The sequence below is a fragment of the Variovorax sp. MSC1_012 genome (assembly GCF_023667525.1).
Taxonomy (GTDB): Bacteria; Pseudomonadota; Gammaproteobacteria; order Burkholderiales; family Burkholderiaceae_C; genus Variovorax; species Variovorax beijingensis_B.
Genome location: NZ_CM174443.1, coordinates 3,257,397 through 3,272,921, shown reverse-complemented (window position 1 = coordinate 3,272,921; position 15,525 = coordinate 3,257,397). Strand labels below are relative to the sequence as shown.

15 protein-coding genes and 1 riboswitch are annotated in these 15,525 nt (G+C 69.5%); of the genes, 7 read left to right on the top strand and 8 right to left on the bottom strand.

Features of this window, described 5'->3' with window-relative positions:
* Nucleotides 1-8: 8 nt before the first annotated feature.
* From L1081_RS15485 to L1081_RS15460, 6 genes are all read right to left on the bottom strand, one after another.
* Nucleotides 9-1,106 carry a cobalt-precorrin-5B (C(1))-methyltransferase gene (locus L1081_RS15485; RefSeq protein ID WP_489412974.1) on the bottom strand — a complete coding sequence of 366 codons (1,098 nt, stop codon included), beginning with the start codon at nt 1,104-1,106 and terminating at the stop codon, nt 9-11.
* Nucleotides 1,103-1,792: a precorrin-8X methylmutase gene (locus tag L1081_RS15480; RefSeq protein WP_489412973.1), complete on the bottom strand. Its 690-nt coding sequence runs from the start codon at nt 1,790-1,792 to the stop codon at nt 1,103-1,105. Before L1081_RS15480 ends, L1081_RS15485 begins: the two co-directional genes overlap by 4 nt.
* Nucleotides 1,789-2,724 carry a CbiX/SirB N-terminal domain-containing protein gene (locus tag L1081_RS15475; RefSeq protein ID WP_489412972.1) on the bottom strand — a complete coding sequence of 312 codons (936 nt, stop codon included), beginning with the start codon at nt 2,722-2,724 and terminating at the stop codon, nt 1,789-1,791. The genes L1081_RS15480 and L1081_RS15475 overlap by 4 nt, the downstream gene beginning before the upstream one ends.
* A complete protein-coding gene (cobM, locus tag L1081_RS15470) occupies nt 2,721-3,566 on the bottom strand; it encodes a precorrin-4 C(11)-methyltransferase (protein WP_489416789.1) in 846 nt (281 codons plus the stop codon). The genes L1081_RS15475 and cobM overlap by 4 nt, the downstream gene beginning before the upstream one ends.
* A 158-nt stretch (nt 3,567-3,724) precedes the next feature.
* A riboswitch (cobalamin riboswitch) is annotated at nt 3,725-3,987 on the bottom strand.
* Nucleotides 3,988-4,301: 314 nt separating this feature from the next.
* A complete protein-coding gene (locus L1081_RS15465) occupies nt 4,302-5,300 on the bottom strand; it encodes a tripartite tricarboxylate transporter substrate-binding protein (protein ID WP_489412971.1) in 999 nt (332 codons plus the stop codon).
* 66 nt (nt 5,301-5,366) lie between these two features.
* The gene (locus tag L1081_RS15460) at nt 5,367-6,431 is read right to left on the bottom strand and encodes a tartrate dehydrogenase (RefSeq protein ID WP_489412970.1); all 1,065 of its coding nucleotides are present in this window, start codon (nt 6,429-6,431) and stop codon (nt 5,367-5,369) included.
* 110 nt (nt 6,432-6,541) lie between these two features.
* Between L1081_RS15460 and L1081_RS15455 the strand changes: the two genes are divergently transcribed.
* Nucleotides 6,542-7,471, top strand: coding sequence for a LysR substrate-binding domain-containing protein (locus L1081_RS15455; protein WP_489412969.1), 930 nt, complete (start codon nt 6,542-6,544; stop codon nt 7,469-7,471).
* A 26-nt stretch (nt 7,472-7,497) separates the two neighbouring features.
* On the opposite strand, the gene L1081_RS15450 is transcribed toward L1081_RS15455, so the two are convergent.
* Nucleotides 7,498-7,827: a four-helix bundle copper-binding protein gene (locus L1081_RS15450; RefSeq protein WP_489416788.1), complete on the bottom strand. Its 330-nt coding sequence runs from the start codon at nt 7,825-7,827 to the stop codon at nt 7,498-7,500.
* 146 nt (nt 7,828-7,973) lie between these two features.
* On the opposite strand from L1081_RS15450, the gene L1081_RS15445 reads away from it, so the two are divergent.
* The 5 genes from L1081_RS15445 (at nt 7,974) to L1081_RS15425 (ending at nt 13,537) form a co-directional block, all read left to right on the top strand.
* Nucleotides 7,974-9,281 carry a lytic murein transglycosylase gene (locus L1081_RS15445; protein WP_489412968.1) on the top strand — a complete coding sequence of 436 codons (1,308 nt, stop codon included), beginning with the start codon at nt 7,974-7,976 and terminating at the stop codon, nt 9,279-9,281.
* 113 nt (nt 9,282-9,394) lie between these two features.
* Nucleotides 9,395-10,654 (top strand): putative Na+/H+ antiporter, encoded by a 1,260-nt coding sequence (locus L1081_RS15440; protein WP_489412967.1) that lies wholly within the window; start codon nt 9,395-9,397, stop codon nt 10,652-10,654.
* Between the two features lie 43 nt (nt 10,655-10,697).
* On the top strand, nt 10,698-12,362 hold the full coding sequence (locus L1081_RS15435; protein WP_489412966.1) for an alpha/beta fold hydrolase: 1,665 nt from the start codon (nt 10,698-10,700) through the stop codon (nt 12,360-12,362).
* Nucleotides 12,363-12,399: 37 nt separating this feature from the next.
* Entirely contained in the window at nt 12,400-12,987 is a 588-nt protein-coding gene (locus L1081_RS15430; RefSeq protein ID WP_489412965.1) for a helix-turn-helix domain-containing protein, read from the top strand.
* A gap of 1 nt (nt 12,988) precedes the next feature.
* Nucleotides 12,989-13,537 (top strand): GNAT family N-acetyltransferase, encoded by a 549-nt coding sequence (locus L1081_RS15425; RefSeq protein ID WP_489412964.1) that lies wholly within the window; start codon nt 12,989-12,991, stop codon nt 13,535-13,537.
* Here the strand turns inward: L1081_RS15425 and L1081_RS15420 are convergent.
* On the bottom strand, nt 13,507-14,487 hold the full coding sequence (locus L1081_RS15420; protein ID WP_489412963.1) for an EamA family transporter: 981 nt from the start codon (nt 14,485-14,487) through the stop codon (nt 13,507-13,509). The genes L1081_RS15425 and L1081_RS15420 overlap by 31 nt on opposite strands.
* Nucleotides 14,488-14,625: 138 nt before the next feature.
* On the opposite strand from L1081_RS15420, the gene L1081_RS15415 reads away from it, so the two are divergent.
* Nucleotides 14,626-15,501 carry a LysR substrate-binding domain-containing protein gene (locus L1081_RS15415; RefSeq protein WP_489412962.1) on the top strand — a complete coding sequence of 292 codons (876 nt, stop codon included), beginning with the start codon at nt 14,626-14,628 and terminating at the stop codon, nt 15,499-15,501.
* Nucleotides 15,502-15,525: the final 24 nt, after the last annotated feature.

Below are 15,525 nucleotides of genomic sequence, written 5' to 3'. Positions count from 1 at the left end.
GTAGGTGTTCACGAGGCCTCCGCGATCTTTCGGCCTTCGAAGTCGCAGACCAGCACCTTCAGTTCGAACTGGTCGGGGTAGCGCGTGCGCAGCGTCTGGATGACGCGCTGCGCGAGCGCCGTGTGAAAGGCGGTGCCGAGCCCGAGCGCGTCCATGCGCTCGCCGGCATAGCGCGCGGTCTCGTTGCCGCGGATCGCATCACACACATCGGGCGGCGCGCCGAGTCCGGCGGCCAGGTCGGCCAGCAGGCCGGTGTCGACCTCGGCCCGGCCTGCGTGGGTGATGGTCTCGCCCTGTGCGATCTTGGTGAGCTTGCCGACCATGCCGCCGATCACCACTTTCCGGATCCCGGCCTTGACCGCGGCGCCCATCGCATAGCGCAGGAAGTCGCCCATCTGCACGAAAGCCGGCTCGGGCAGTTCCGGCATTTCGGCCATCACGAATTTCTCGGTGCGTCCGCCGGTCGTGAGCACGACCACGCCGTGGCCCAAGGTGCCCGCCACCTGCACGCCCTGCACCACGCTCGCGCGGTAGGCGGCGGTGGAATACGGCTTGACGATGCCGGTCGTGCCCAGGATGGAAATGCCGCCGAGGATGCCCAGGCGCGCGTTGAGCGTCTTCCTGGCCATCTCCTCGCCCTGCGGCACGGAGATGGCAACTTCGAGGCCGACCTCGTCGAGCAGCGCCGTACCCACCGCGCGCACGTTGGCCTCGATGTTGCGGCGCGGCACCGGGTTGATGGCGGGGCCGCCCACGGCGAGCCCGAGGCCCGGCATGGTGACGGTGCCCACGCCGGCGCCCCCGGCCAGCACCACCTGGCCCGCGAGCTCGGGCAGCAGGCGCACGTCGGCCGTGAGATGGGCCTTGTCGGTGCAGTCGGGGTCGTCGCCGGCGTCCTTGATGACCATCGCATGCGCGCTCGCGCCGTCGACGCGGCCGTCGTGCACCGCGAAGCGCACGAGGTCGCCGTTGGGCAGCAGGCACTCGACGTGGTCGGGCACCTGGCCCGTGACCAGGCCGATCACCGCCGCGCGCGCCGCCGCGGCCGAACACGCACCGGTCGTGAAACCGGTGCGGGTGCCGCGGGGCGCGCCCTTGTCCATCATGCGGCGTGTTCGCGCGCCTCGGCCAGGCCCAGCAGCGCGTGGATCGCGGCCACCACCAGCGTGGAGCCGCCCTTGCGCCCGCGGATCACAATCCAGGGCACATCGTTTTCGAGCGCGACCAGGTCCTTCGACTCGGCCGCCGACACGAAGCCCACCGGCATGCCGACCACCAGCGCGGGGCGCGCGCCCTCTTCGTGGATCAGCCGCACGATCTCGATCAACGCGGTCGGCGCATTGCCGATGCCGACGATCGCGCCGTCGACCAGCCCGAGCCGGTGCGCCTTGCGCATCGCCTGCACTGCGCGCGTGGTGCCTTCGGCCATCGCCTGCGAAATCACGTCCGGGTCGCTGATGAACTGGTGCGTGCCCATGCCGAAGTGGGCCAGGCGCGGGGCCGAGAGGCCGACGCAGATCATCTCGACATCGGCCAGCACGCGGCTCGCGCGCGAGCGGATGGCGGCAATGGCGGCGTCGACCGCTTCAGGATGGAAGTCGGTCAGGCCATTGAAGTCGAAGTCGGCGTTCGCATGGATCATGCGGCGCACCACGGGCCACTGGTCGGCGGTGTAGGCATGCGAGGCCACCTCGCGGTCGATCACCGCGAAGGAATCGTGCTCGATGGCGCGGCCCGCCGCGGTGAGCTGCTCGGTGACGACGTTGGCCGCCGGGGCGTGCGTCGGCTTCATCGCAGCGCCGGCACCGGATCGTGCGCATGGGTGTGGCCATGCGCGTGGTCGTGATCATGGTGGTGGTCGTGATCGTGGCCATGCGCCGCCGCGTCGCCATGGTGATGGCCACCCAGCCCGTGTTCCACCGCGAAGTCGCGGAACTTGCAGCCGTCGCAAGGCATGAGCGCGGCCGGCGCGCCGCGCCGCAGGTCGTCCACGCGCTGCTCCAGCAGCGCAAAGATCTCGGGCTCGAAGCCGAAGTAGCGCGTGGAGACAAAACGGATCGTCGGGTATTGCGCCTTCAGGTGCTCGACCTGGCGCGCGATCCGTTCGACCAGCGTGCCGTTGAACAGGTAGTACGGCAGCACCACCACCTGCTTCATGCCCAGCAGGCTCTGGCGCTGCACGGCCCGCTCCAGGCGCGGGTAGGTGATGCCCGTGAAGGCAAGGTCGACCAGCTCGTGGTCGGTCTCCTCCATCAGCCAGCGCGCCATCTTGGCCATGTCGCCGTTGGCCTGGCGGTCCGACGAACCCCGCCCCAGGATCACCACGCCGGTGGTGGTCGGGTCGGGCATGTCGAGCGCCTGCATCGCGCTCTTGAGGCGGCGCCGCAGGATCGCCAGGATCGGGTCGCAGGCCGTGAGGTGCGGCGCATAGAGGAACTGCACCATCGGGTACTTGAGCCGGGCGCCGTCGATGGCCTGCGGGATGTCCATCTTCACGTGGCCCGCGGCATTGAGGATGAGCGGCACCACGATCACGCGCCGCGCACTTTCGGCGGCGCGGCGCAGGCCCTCGCTCATCGTGATCTCGGAGAACTCGATGAAGCAGACCTCGATGCGCCAGCCCGGCTGCCGCTCGCGCCATTGCGCGGCAAAGGCCTCGATCTCGTCGTTGCCGGATTTTTCGCGCGAGCCGTGGCCCACCAGCAGAATGGTTTCGGAGTTCATGGCAGTTCCTGGCGCAGGGTTTCGGCGGGAACGCTCGCGCGCCTGAAGCGGTGCGTGAAGCTCGCGTCGTAGAGCTTGGATTTGGCGAGCGTGGTCCACTGCCGCGCGCCCAGCGTGGGGCTGGCGATGATCATCGACTGGGTTGCGATGCGGGCCTCGCGGCACAGCGCCTGGATGGTCGCGACCGTGCCGCGCACGATCTTCTCTTCGCCGGGCCAGCTCGCCTTGTGGACCACCACCACGGGCGCATCGGGCGACCAGCCGGCGGCCGTGAGCGCGGCCGTGACCTTGCCCAGCAGCGTGATGCTCAGGAAGATGCACAGCGTGCTGTGGTGCGCGGCCAGCGCCTCGAGCGACTCGCCTTCGGGCATCGGCGTGCGGCCTTCGACGCGCGTGAAGATCACCGTCTGCGTGACCTCGGGCAGCGTGAGGCTTTCCACCGCCGAGGCCGCCGAGGCCATGGCCGAAGACACGCCCGGCACCACGCCGATCGGCACGCCCGCCGCATCCAGCGGCTGCACCAGTTCGATCAGCGCGCCGTAGAGTCCCGGGTCGCCGGTCTGCAGGCGCACCACGGTCTCGCAGCGCGCGGCCTGCGCGATCAGCCAGGCCGACATCTGCTCGAGCGTCATGTCCTTGCTGTCGGCAATGGCGCAGTCCGGCCGCGCCCAGCGCATCGCGGTTTCGCTCACCAGCGAGCCCGCGAACAGGATCGCCCCGGCGCGCTCGACGAGGCCGCGGCCCTTGACGGTGATGAGTTCCGGATCGCCCGGGCCCGCACCGACGAACCACACGGTTCCCGGTGCCGGCGCACTGCCTGGAGCGATGGCTCGCTCGTTCATCATGATGATTCCTCCGCGCCCGCCGCGCGATAGATGGTCGGTAGGACCGGGCGGAGGGGAGAAATCGGAGGGGCGTGAGTGGATGCGGTTCCGGCGGATGCACACCTGCATCGAGCCGGACGCCATGCGCCGCCCGCCGATCCTCGCCCACCGCAAGGTCATGCGCTGGTCGTCAGGCCGGTCTCCGGGCTCACGAGCGGAGAGCCATCGGCTCTCCAGCAAAACCGCCTTCCCATGCCGTTCGCGGCACAGTGGCGCGGGACCGAATCCCGGGGCCTTGCTTCTGACTCGTTTACCGTTGCGGGGGCAGCGTCGGCATTGCGCGGTGTTCTCTCCACCGCCGCGCACCGACTTCCCGTTTCACCCTGGCCACCCCGCCGTTGATACGGGGCGCCAGGACACCTGACAACGCGCGCAAAGTGTATCAGCCGCGATATGCGCACGCCTCAACTCATCTTGCTCCGCAGGGCTCAGATCGTTCGCCAGGCGCCTGAACTCGGCCTGGTAGCAGGGCAGCATCAGTGCCGCCGTGAGCGCGTGGACGTCGCCTCGGCGCGCAAGGTGCTCGTTGCACGCCGCGATGCTTCGATAGATGCCGAGCGCCTGTGCGACGCGGTCGTTCCTGCTGTTGCTGCTCATCGCCGGCTCCTTGTGGTGCGCCGTGGATGGCGCCGCAAGGCAACTCTAGGGACTGGCGAGCGCAGCGGGGAGTAACAAGATCGTCGTGAATCCGGCCTACTCGACCGCGACCTTCCCCTCCTTGACCAGCCTCGCGAACTTCGCCGTCTCCTCGCGGATGCGGGCCGCCATCTCGGCGGAGCTGTCGCCGATCGGCTCGGCGCCGATGGCGCGCATCCGCTCGGCGAACTCCGGCGACCTGATGATCCTCGTCATCTCGGTGTGAAGCTTCGAGGTGATGGCCTTCGGCGTGCCCGCCGGCGCCAGCACGCCGAACCAGGTGCCGATGTCGAAGCCTTTCAGGCCGGCCTCTTCGAGCGTCGGCACGTCGGGCAGCACGGCGGAGCGCTTCGCGGTGGTGACGGCCAGCGCGCGCAGCTTGCCGCCCTTGATGTGCTGCAGCACGGGCGTGATGGTGTCGAAGGACATGTCCACCTGTCCGCCCAGCAGGTCGGACGTGAGCGGGCCGCTGCCCTTGTACGGCACGTGCAGCAGCCTGACGCCGGTGCTGGCCTGGAACTGGGTGCCGATCAGGTGCTGTGCCGTGCCGTTGCCGTTGGAGCCGTAGGCCAGTTCCTTGGACGAGGACTTGGCAAGCGCGACCAGTTCGGCGACCGACTTGGCCGGCGTGAGCGAAGCGTTGACCACCAGCACATTGGGCACCATCGCCACCGTGGTGATGGGCGCGAAGTCTTTCTGGAAGTCGTAGGGCAGCTTCTTGTAGACGCTGGTCGCGATGGTGTGGTGCACCGCGCCCATCAGCAGCGTGTAGCCATCGGGCCTGGCCTTGGCGACGTAGTCGGCGCCCAGCGTGGCGCCGGCGCCGGGCTTGCTTTCGACGATCACCGGGTGGCCCAGGCTCTTCGAGAGCGCATCGGCCAGCGCGCGGGCCAGCACGTCGGTGGTGCCGCCGGAAGGAAAGGGCACGACCAGGCTGATCGGCTTGGCCGGCCATGGCTCCTGGGCGGCGGCCCAGGGCGCGATGCAAAGGCCGAGGGCCGCCAGGGCGGTTCCCGCGAGGGCGCGGCGCCCGATGGCGAATGGTTGCTTCAACATGTCTTTGTCTCCTGGCTGACGGTCTGCGCCGTTCTTCTTGCGGTTGCGGTGTGAAAGGGATGTTCTCTATGCGAGCCGCGCGCACACGGCCTGCGTGACCTGCGCCGTGGTGGCGCTGCCGCCAAGGTCGCGCGTGTGCAGCGCGGGGTCGGCCGTCACGGCTTCGACCGCCTGCATGACGCGCCGCGCGGCCTCGGCCTCGCCCAGGTGCTCCAGCATCATCACGACCGACCAGAAGGTGCCGACCGGATTGGCCAGGCCCTTGCCCATGATGTCGAAGGCGGAGCCGTGGATCGGCTCGAACATCGACGGGTAGCGCCGCTCGGGGTCGATGTTGCCGGTGGGGGCGATGCCCAGGCTGCCCGCGAGCGCGGCGGCCAGGTCGCTGAGGATGTCGGCATGCAGGTTGGTGGCGACGATGGTGTCGAGCGAGGCCGGCCGATTGATCATGCGCGCGGTCGATGCGTCGACCAGTTCCTTGTCCCAGGTCACACCGGGAAACTCCTTCGAGATCTGCAGCGCGATCTCGTCCCACATCACCATCGCGTGGCGCTGGGCATTGCTCTTGGTGATGACCGTGAGCAGCTTGCGGGGCCGCGACTGCGCCAACCTGAACGCGAAGCGCATGATGCGTTCCACGCCCGCGCGGGTCATCATCGACACGTCGGTCGCGGCTTCGATCGGGTGGCCCTGGTGCACGCGGCCGCCGACGCCCGCGTACTCGCCTTCGGAGTTCTCGCGCACGATCACCCAGTTCAGGTCGTCCGGGCCGCAGCGCTTGAGCGGGCCATCGATGCCGGGCAGGATGCGCGTCGGGCGCACGTTGGCGTACTGGTCGAAGCCCTGGCAGATCTTCAGGCGCAGGCCCCAGAGCGTGATGTGGTCGGGAATGTGCGGGTCGCCCGCCGAGCCGAACAGGATCGCGTCCTTGCCGCGCAGCGCGTCGAGGCCGTCGTCCGGCATCATCACGCCGTGCGCGCGGAACCAGTCGCCGCCCCAGCCGAAGTTCTCGAACTCGAAGCTGAAGCTGCTGCCGGCCGAGGCCAGTGCTTCGAGCACTTTCTGGCCCGCGGGAACGACTTCCTTGCCGATGCCGTCTCCGGGGATGGTTGCGATCTTGTACGTCTTCATGGCGATGCTTGCGGGAGGTTGGAAAGAGCTTCGACTGTAGGAAGCAGGAGCCCGCGGAATCGGCGCTAAAGTGAAGCCATCGTTAACCTGAATTCAACAGTGTGGCCACGATGAGCAGCGCCATTCTTCCGGCCGATCTCGGCTTCTTCTCCACCCTGGCCAGCGCCGGCAGCCTCAGCGCCGCCGCGCGGGAGCTGGGCATCACCACACCCGCGGTCAGCAAGCACCTGGCGCTGATGGAATCGCGCGCGGGCGTGCTGCTGGTCAACCGGTCGACGCGCCGCATGAGCCTCACGCCCGAGGGCGAGCTCTACCTGGAGCATGCGCGCCGTATCCTCGGCGAGATCGACGGCATGGAGGAATTGCTGGGCGTGTCCCGCGCGACGCCCCGCGGCCTGCTGCGCGTGAATGCCACGCTGGGCTTCGGGCGCAGCCATGTCGCCCCACTGATCTCGCGCTTCGTGCGCAAGCATCCGGCCGTGGAGGTGCAGCTGCAGCTGTCGGTCAATCCGCCGGCGCCGAGCGAAGACCTGTTCGATGTCTGCGTGCGCTTTGGCGCGCCGCCGGACAGCCGCGTGGTGGCAAGGCACATCGCATCGAATCGCCGGCTGCTGTGCGCATCGCCCGCCTACCTGGCGGCGCGCGGCATGCCCAAGGTTCCGAATGACCTGGCCAGGCACAACTGCATCGGCATTCGCCAGGGCGAGGAAGCCTATGGCGTCTGGCGCCTGACAAGCGGAAGAGGGCGCCATGCGCGCACCGAGTCCGTCAAGACGCGCGGCAACCTGGCGACCAACGACGGCGAGATCGCCGTGAACTGGGCGCTCGAAGGCCACGGCGTCCTGATGCGGGCCGAGTGGGACATCAACCGCTACCTGCGCAGCGGCCGCCTGGTGCAGGTGCTGCCGCAGTACTTCACGCCCGATGCGGACATCTACGCCGTGTACCCGCAGCGGCACCAGCTGGCCGCGCGCGTGCGGGCATTCGTCGATTTCCTGGCGCTTTCATTCACGCAGCAGACGGCGTCCGGCAAGGCATAGCCGGATGCGAGGTCCGCTGCAGCAGTTCAGCGGGTCATGGCGCGGCACGCAGCCGCGCAATCCCGGCATGCCTTGGCGCAGGCCTGGCAGTGTTCGTGTTTGTGCCCAGCGCATTCCTCGCCACAGGCTTCGCAGATGTCGGCGCACAGCGCGCAGATGGCTTTCGCATGCTCGCTGCCACGCGCCATGGCGGCCGCGGCAAACTGGCAGGCGGCCGCGCAATCCATGTCGAGCGCAATGCACCGGGCCATCATCTGGACGTCGGACTCCTTCAGGCAGGACGCGGCGCAGTGATGGCATGCGGTGGCACAGCCGTTGCATGCCTCGATGCATGCGGTGTAGGTTTCATGTGGCATGGCTGTCCCCTTGAGATTCTTCGAGCCGCGGAGGGCCGCGGCTAGCGGTTCATGCTCGCTGGCCGGCCCATCGCAGGTGTAGGAAAGGGGCGCGTTGGCGCGTGAGAACGGCTTGCCGCCGTGCAGCACGGGTGAAAATCCAAAAAATGCATCAAGCCAGCAGCACCTCATTCCTGCAGTCCACCCGGCGCGTCATCGCGGCCGCGGCCCTCGCGGCGCTTGTCGCAGGCTGCGCTTCCGGGCCATCGGGATCGACAACGCAGTCGCCCGGCTCGACAGCGGGTGCGCGGCCCGCAACCGCGCCCGCGGGCCCGGATGCGGCCGCGCTCGAGCAGCAGCGGTTTGCCAAATGGGTTGCGGACTTCCGCGCTACCGCACGCGCATCCGGCATCCGCGAGGCCACCTTGCAAAGCGCCTTCGACCAGGTGCAGTTTCTTCCGCGGGTGATCGAGCTGGACCGCGCCCAGCCCGAGTTCACGCGCACGGTCTGGGACTATCTCGACAACACCGTCTCGCCCCAGCGCATTGCAACGGGCCAGGACAGGCTGCAGCAGGTTCGCGCCGAGGTCGACGCGGCCGCCGCGCGTTATGGCGTGCCGGGCACCATCGTCGTCGCCATCTGGGGCATGGAGAGCAACTACGGCGGCAACTACGGCAGCACGCCGGTCATCGATGCGCTGGCCACGCTGGGCTTCGAGGGCCGGCGCGAAGACTGGGCGCGCCGCGAGCTGCTTGCGGCGCTGAAGATCCTCGACAGCGGCGACATCGCGCGCGACCGCATGATCGGCTCATGGGCGGGCGCCATGGGCCAGACCCAGTTCCTGCCATCGAACTTCCTGGCCTACGCGGTGGATGCCGACGGCGACGGACGGCGCGACATCTGGGGCAGCATGCCCGACGTGGTGGCCTCGACGGCCAACTTTCTTTCGCGCTCGGGCTGGCAGGCCGGCATGCCGTGGGGCGTGGAGGTCCGGCTGCCGGCGGGCTTCGACTACGGCCGCGCCGACATGGCCGTGCGCCAGCCGAGCGCGCAGTGGGCAGCCGAGGGAATCACGACGATGGACGGCCAGCCGCTGCCGGAGTTCGCCGATGGCTCGGTGCTGCTGCCCGCTGGCGCGCAAGGGCCGGCTTTCCTGGTCGGGCCGAACTTCCGCGCCGTGCTGCGCTACAACAACTCGACCAACTACGCGCTCGCCGTGGGCCTGCTCGCGCAGCGCCTTGGCGGCGGCCCCGACGTGCAGGCGCCATGGCCAAGAAGCCTGTCGGCGCTCTCGCGCAGCCAGATCGTCGAACTGCAGACCGCGCTCACCCGGCGCGGCTTTGCCACCGGCGCGGCCGACGGCGTCATGGGGCCGGCCACGCGCGAAGGGCTGCGCCGCTACCAGCGCAGCGTGGGGCTGCCCGCGGATGGCTATCCGAGCGCGGAGCTGCTGCAGCGCCTGCAGCAGCCCTAGCCAGCGGGCCCGTTAAACTGGGGCCGGGTGCGGGGCCGCTTGCTTCTTGTCGGTGGCGCCGCAGGTTCATGCGATGGTCGGGCCGCCACGCGGATCAGCCACGCCACCCTCCCATGCAAGAGCCCACCATCCAGTACGTTGCCGCAGCCATCTTCGCCGTGGCGCTCCTTCACACCTTTGCCGCCAAGCAGTTCGAACGGCTGTCGCACCGCTTTCCCCGGCACGCCGGCCTGTTCCACCTGCTGGGCGAGGTGGAAGTCGTGTTCGGCTTCTGGGCCATCGTGCTCGTTCTTGCGATGGCCCTGCTGGTCGGCGGCGAGCAGGCACTCGGCTATGCGGAGTCGCGAAACTACACCGAACCCCTGTTCGTCTTCGTCGTGATGGTGGTGGCCGCCTCGCGGCCCGTGCTGCGCACCGTCATGTCGGGCGTGAGCCTCATTGCGCGCGTGCTGCCGCTGCCCACGCCCGTTGCAGCGGCATGGCTCGGGCTGGCCGCGGTGCCGCTGCTGGGCTCGCTGGTCACGGAGCCCGCGGCCATGACCATCGCGGCGCTCATGCTCGCGCCGCAGATCTTCAGGCCGCAGGTGCCCGAAGCGGTGAAGTACCTCGCGCTGGGCGTGCTGTTCGTCAGCGTGTCGATCGGCGGCACGCTCACGTCGTACGCCGCGCCGCCGGTGCTGATGGTGGCCTCGACCTGGCAGTGGGACAGCGCCTTCATGCTCGCTACCTTCGGCTGGAAGGCCGCCGTGGCCGTGCTCGTCAACGCCACGGTGGCCACCTTCGTGCTGCGCAAGCACCTGCCCGACGCATCGGCCGCGGACGCAGCGCTCTCCGAAGCGCCCGTGCCGGCCGCCGTGGTCCTGACGCACCTGGTGCTGCTGGCCGGCATCGTGCTGTTCGCACATCATCCGGTCGCGTTCCTCGGGCTCTTCCTGATGTTCCTCGGGTTCACGCAGGCCTACGAGCGCCACCAGAGCCCGCTGATCATCAAGGAGGCGCTGCTCGTCGGCTTCTTCCTGGCCGGACTGGTGGTGCTTGGCGGCATGCAGCAGTGGTGGCTGGAGCCGGTCGTATCGAGCCTGCAGCCGCTGGCCTTGTTCTTCGGCGCGCTGGGCCTTACGGCCATCACCGACAACGCGGCGCTCACCTACCTGGGCTCGCTGATCACGAACATCTCGGACGAATCCAAGTACATGCTCGTGGCCGGCGCGGTGGCCGGCGGCGGGCTGACGGTGATTGCCAACGCACCCAATCCCGCGGGTGTCGCACTGCTCAAGCGCGGCTTCTCCGACGAGACCATCGGCGCCGGCGGACTGCTGCTGGGTGCGCTCGGACCCACGCTCGTGGCCGCCGCGGCCTTCATGCTGTTGTAGCGATGGCACCGCGCCGCGCGCGGGATCGAAAGGAGATGAGAACATGCGCACGTTCTTTCGCATGGGCCCGGCCGCCGGCGCGGTGCTCGTGGCGGCCCTGGCCATCGGCGGCTGCGCTTCGCACGGCGACGCCGTTTCATCCAGAAGCGCGAGGGCCGAGCCGCCGCCCACCGATTGCCGCGCCTGGGTGGGTGTCGACCGCAACCACGAGCTGCCCGGCTACCGGCTGCCGCAGTCCGATGGCCGCACCGTCTGCGTGCCGTTCGGCGTCAACGCCTACCGCCCGCCCGCGGGCTATGCCGGGAGCGACTACTACGTCGACGAATTCACCGATGCGCGGCTGAAGGAGCGCTGGCGCGCCTGCAAGGCCGATGCCGCCTGCTTCGCGCGCATCGATGCGCAGATGCAGCGCTGGCTGCCGCCGAACAAGGCGCGCTCGACGCGCTCGACCGGCGTGGTCGATCCCTCCGGCAGGATCGACCCGGAGGGCACCGTCGACCTGCGGCAGATCCGGCGCCCGGCCTTCTTCGCCAAGGCGCCCTATGCCGAGGCCATTGCGCGCGCCGATGCCAGCACTTTCGTGGCCGAGTTCACCGTGCCGCGCGACAGTTTCGAGCGCCTTGACCTCAAGATGGCCGATCCGGTCAAGCTGCGCGGCTGGTACATCGAAGGCCGCGGCGTCGACGACGGCAAGGGCGGCAGGATGCGCGCGCTGGCGATCATGGCGCCGGGCGGCGGCGGGCAGCTCACCGCGATCCAGCACCCCGACGAAAAGCCCTACCGCATCGACCCGGCCACGGGCCGGGCGGTCGACGTCAAATTCCCGAACGCCACCACCGAGACCATGGGCCAGCGCTGGTGGCGAGAGAACCTCGATGCGCTGCACCAGGCGGGCTTCGACGTGCTGGCCTACGACCGGCGCGGCGAGGGCATCTCGGGCGGCTTCAGCGACACCCACACGCTGGAGCAGGGCGAGGACGTGTTTCGCGTGCTCGCGCAGTTCGACACCGGCGACGGCCTGCGGCTTCTCACGCCGGACGGCCGCGTGCTCGAAGGCAAGGAGGCGGCCGGCAAGCTGCTGGGCGGCATGAAGTCGACGCGCATCCCGATCCTGCTCGGCGGCTATTCGCGCGGCTCGATGTCGACGGCCTGGGCCATGGCCAGGAATTTTTCGGGCGCGTGCAGCTATGACATGCTGGTGCCCGAATGCCAGCCGCCCAAGGGGCTTGCGAACATCAAGGGCGCCATCCTGCTGGCGTCCTTCGCGAGCGGCGCGGGCTACCTGCCCGCGTCGCCCGACCTGGCCGACCGCAACCTGTTTCTTGGCGGCATGGCGGCGGACCATCACATCATGTTCTATCCGAACTCGGCGCCGCTCGCGGGCATGCACAAGTGGCCGGCCGCCTTCTTCGGCAAGGGCCTGTGGGACCGCGCCGAAACACTGGAAGGCACCGTGGCCGCCTACGACCGCATTCCCGGCGCGCGCGAAATCGTGGTGGCCCGCGCACCCCATTCGATCGAGACCTGGCCCGAGAGCGACAGGCAATACCTGCGCGAGCGGATGGTGGCCTTCGCGAAAGTGGCGATCACGGGCGGCACCACCGTGCCGGGCGCAAAGCCCTGGTCCAACCTCAAGGAACTGGTCGCGACCACGCCTGATTCGTGGGAGCCGTCGTCGAGGCCCAGGGCAGCCGACGGCTTGCCTTGACTGCTCTTCCATTTTGTTGGATATTCTGTCCGACATTATGGAAAATCAACCACCCAGCCTCAACGACCGCATCGCGCAGCGCGTGCGAGACCTGCGCGCCGACCGCGGCCTTTCTCTCGAGGCGCTGGCGGCGCATTGCGGCGTCAGCCGCTCGATGATCTCGCTCATCGAGCGCGGCGAAAGCAGCCCGACGGCGGTGCTGCTCGAGAAACTCGCGACCGGCCTCGGCGTTCCGCTGGCGTCGCTGTTCGATGTGCCCCTGCCCGAGCCGGGGCCGGTGTCGCGGCTGGCCGACCAGCCGCAATGGCGCGATCCGCATTCGGGCTATGTGCGCCGCAACGTGTCGCCCGGCGGCTCCGCATCGCCGATTCATATCGTCGAGGTTCTTTTTCCGCCCAAGGCGCGCGTGGCCTACGAAACCGGCGCGCGGGAACCCCAGGTTCACCAGCAGGTGTGGGTGCTCGAGGGAACCATCGAAGTCACGCTCGGCGACGACCGCCACCGGCTCGGCGCGGGCGACTGCCTGGCACTGGTGCTCGACCGTCCCACCAGCTACTACAACCCCACGCGGCAGATCGCGCGCTATGCCGTTGTGATCGCCACCTCGCCCTCTTCCTGGAGATGACATGACACCACCTGCAGCAACCCCCGCGCCACGCATCCGCGTTCTCTCCAGCGTCGACGACGCGCATGTCCGCCAGCTGGCCGATGTGCTCGTCGACTGCGTCGAAGGCGGCGCCTCGGTCAGCTTCATGCTGCCGCTGACACGCGAGCGCGCACTGGCCTTCTGGCGCCACGTGGCCGAGGGCGTGGCAAGCGGAGAACGCGCACTGCTGGTGGCCGAAGACGCGCAAGGCATCGTCGGCACGGTGCAACTGGTGCTCGCACAACCCGAAAACCAGCCGCACCGCGCCGAGGTCTCGAAGATGCTCGTGCACCGGCGCGCCCGCCGCCAGGGCATCGGCGCACTGCTGATGCAGGCCGCCGAGCAGCTCGCGCGCGAACACGCAAAGACCCTGCTCGTGCTCGACACCTCCAGCGCCGAGGCCGAGCGGCTCTATGCCCGGCTCGGCTGGACGCGCGTCGGCGTCGTTCCGGGCTATGCGCTGCTGCCCGGTGGCGCGCCGTGCGACACCACCTACTTCTATCGTGCGCTGGCGCCGCAGGCGCAATAGCCCGCGGTGCCTCCCGCGGCGCGTGCTGCGGGTGCCGCTGCCGCCCTGCGGCTCGCGGCCGTATGAAGCAGCAGCCCGCCGACCACCATCGCCATGCCGGCCAGCTCGTTGGCCGATGGCAGCCTGCCCAGCGCAACGCCTATCAACAGCGCCGACACCGGAACGAAATTCAGGAACGCCGTGCCGGTGACGGCGCCCAGCGTGCGAACACCGTAGTTGAAGGCCAGCACGGAAATGGCGGACGGCACCAGGCCCACGAACAGCAGCGCGTGCCACGACAGTCGCAGGCCCTCGGCGCTGGGTGCATGGCTGGCGCCAAGGGCGGTGGCGATCAGCGCGCCCGCCAGCAGCAGCGGCCAGGAAGCCAGCACGGTGAGGGCCGAATACTCGACCACGTCGAGCGCGGGAAAGCGCGCCGCGCCGCGCGTGTACCAGATCCAGCCCAGCGTGCCGGCAAAGGCCACCGCGTCGCCGAAGAGCGTCGAGCCGGCGGACGAAGAAGCGCCGCCGAAGAGCAGGCCCGACACCATGGCGACGCCTGCGAGCGCCAGCGCGGTTGCCAGCAGCGCCAGCCGCGCAGGCCGCACGCCGTCGAAGGCCCAGCGGACCAGCTGCGTGGTCATGGGCGTGGTGGCCACGATCACCGCGCCGTGCGAGGGCACCGAATGCGCGAGCCCGACGAACAGCATCACGCTGAAGACGCCGAAGCCCGCGGCGCCCCGCAGCGCCAGCGCTCCCGCGTGCAGGCGCAGCTTGCGCCAGGGCGCCGCGCCGCGCGGCAGCAGCAGCGCGGCGAACAGCAGGGCCGACATGCTGTAGCGGATCAGCGTGAGCCACACGGGCTCGACGTGCGGCAGAACATCCTTGCCGACAAGGAACATGGCGCCCCATCCTGAGGTGGCGAGCAGCAGCGCGGCGATGCCGAGCGGGCGCGGATTGGCGGTGGACATGGTGTGCGAGCCTCGTTGCATTGAATCGATGACGCCAAGCTTCGGTTTTTTCAGGCGGTGCGGCTATTCGCTTCTTTGGACGGGGGTCTCCGAAAAAACGAACGGACGCGGGCCGCGCCAGCGCTCACAATTTGGGCCATGGAGCTCTATCAACTGAAGACCTTTGTTGCCATTGCGAAGGAGGGCAGCCTCACCCGCGCCGCCGAGCGCGTGTTCACCAGCGCGCCGGCCGTCAGCGCGCAGCTCAAGGCACTGGAAGACGAGCTGGGCGTGAAGCTGTTCGAGCGCACGCCGCGCGGCATGGTGCCCACGCAGGCCGGCCGCAGCCTGCTCGACGAAGCCGAACGCACGCTGGCCTCGGCCATGCGCATGCGCTCGGCCGCCGAACAGCTGCGCGGCGCGGCGCAGGGCGTGGTGCGCTTCGGCACCGTGGTCGATCCGGTGGCATTGAGGCTCGGCGAGGTGCTGGTCAAGCTTGCGGAGCGCCATCCGCAGGTCACGCTGCAGCTGCGCCAGGGCCTGTCGTTCGAGACCCTGGCGGCGGTGCAGCGCGGCGAGCTCGACTGCGCCTACGCGCTCAGCGACAGCGAGCAGGTCGAAGGCATGGAGCTGCTGCGCCTCGTTCCGGTCGAGTTGGTCGTGACCCTGCCGCTGCCGCTGTCCGAGGCTCACCCCGGCCTCACGCTCGATGAACTCACCCGCTTGCCATGGGTGGGCACGCCGCCCTCGTGCATCCTGCGCACGCACCTCGAGAAGCTGTTCGCGGGCGCCGGCCGCGACTACCGGCAGGGGCGCACGGCCGACAGCGAAAGCGCGGTGCGCAGCATGGTGGCAAGCGGCATGGGCGCGGGCCTGCTGCGGCTCGACCAGGCCGAGCAGGGCGAGCGCAATGGCGAACTCGCGATCTGGAACGGCTGGCGCTCGCGCACTTGGCTTTGCTGGCTCGCGGCCGAAGGTCGACACGCGAGCGCCGTCGAGGCGGTGCGCAGCGCGGTGCTCGAAACCTGGGCCTGAGCGGCGCGCGGGGAGGCCGCCGAA

Bases quoted from the DNA above. Each gene is read 5' to 3' on its own strand.
- L1081_RS15485 (WP_489412974.1), bottom strand. From the start codon at position 1,106: ATGATGGACAAGGGCGCGCCCCGCGGCACCCGCACCGGTTTCACGACC.
- L1081_RS15480 (WP_489412973.1), bottom strand. From the start codon at position 1,792: ATGAAGCCGACGCACGCCCCGGCGGCCAACGTCGTCACCGAGCAGCTC.
- L1081_RS15475 (WP_489412972.1), bottom strand. From the start codon at position 2,724: ATGAACTCCGAAACCATTCTGCTGGTGGGCCACGGCTCGCGCGAAAAA.
- cobM (WP_489416789.1), bottom strand. From the start codon at position 3,566: ATGAACGAGCGAGCCATCGCTCCAGGCAGTGCGCCGGCACCGGGAACC.
- L1081_RS15465 (WP_489412971.1), bottom strand. From the start codon at position 5,300: ATGTTGAAGCAACCATTCGCCATCGGGCGCCGCGCCCTCGCGGGAACC.
- L1081_RS15460 (WP_489412970.1), bottom strand. From the start codon at position 6,431: ATGAAGACGTACAAGATCGCAACCATCCCCGGAGACGGCATCGGCAAG.
- L1081_RS15455 (WP_489412969.1), top strand. From the start codon at position 6,542: ATGAGCAGCGCCATTCTTCCGGCCGATCTCGGCTTCTTCTCCACCCTG.
- L1081_RS15450 (WP_489416788.1), bottom strand. From the start codon at position 7,827: ATGCCACATGAAACCTACACCGCATGCATCGAGGCATGCAACGGCTGT.
- L1081_RS15445 (WP_489412968.1), top strand. From the start codon at position 7,974: ATGCATCAAGCCAGCAGCACCTCATTCCTGCAGTCCACCCGGCGCGTC.
- L1081_RS15440 (WP_489412967.1), top strand. From the start codon at position 9,395: ATGCAAGAGCCCACCATCCAGTACGTTGCCGCAGCCATCTTCGCCGTG.
- L1081_RS15435 (WP_489412966.1), top strand. From the start codon at position 10,698: ATGCGCACGTTCTTTCGCATGGGCCCGGCCGCCGGCGCGGTGCTCGTG.
- L1081_RS15430 (WP_489412965.1), top strand. From the start codon at position 12,400: ATGGAAAATCAACCACCCAGCCTCAACGACCGCATCGCGCAGCGCGTG.
- L1081_RS15425 (WP_489412964.1), top strand. From the start codon at position 12,989: ATGACACCACCTGCAGCAACCCCCGCGCCACGCATCCGCGTTCTCTCC.
- L1081_RS15420 (WP_489412963.1), bottom strand. From the start codon at position 14,487: ATGTCCACCGCCAATCCGCGCCCGCTCGGCATCGCCGCGCTGCTGCTC.
- L1081_RS15415 (WP_489412962.1), top strand. From the start codon at position 14,626: ATGGAGCTCTATCAACTGAAGACCTTTGTTGCCATTGCGAAGGAGGGC.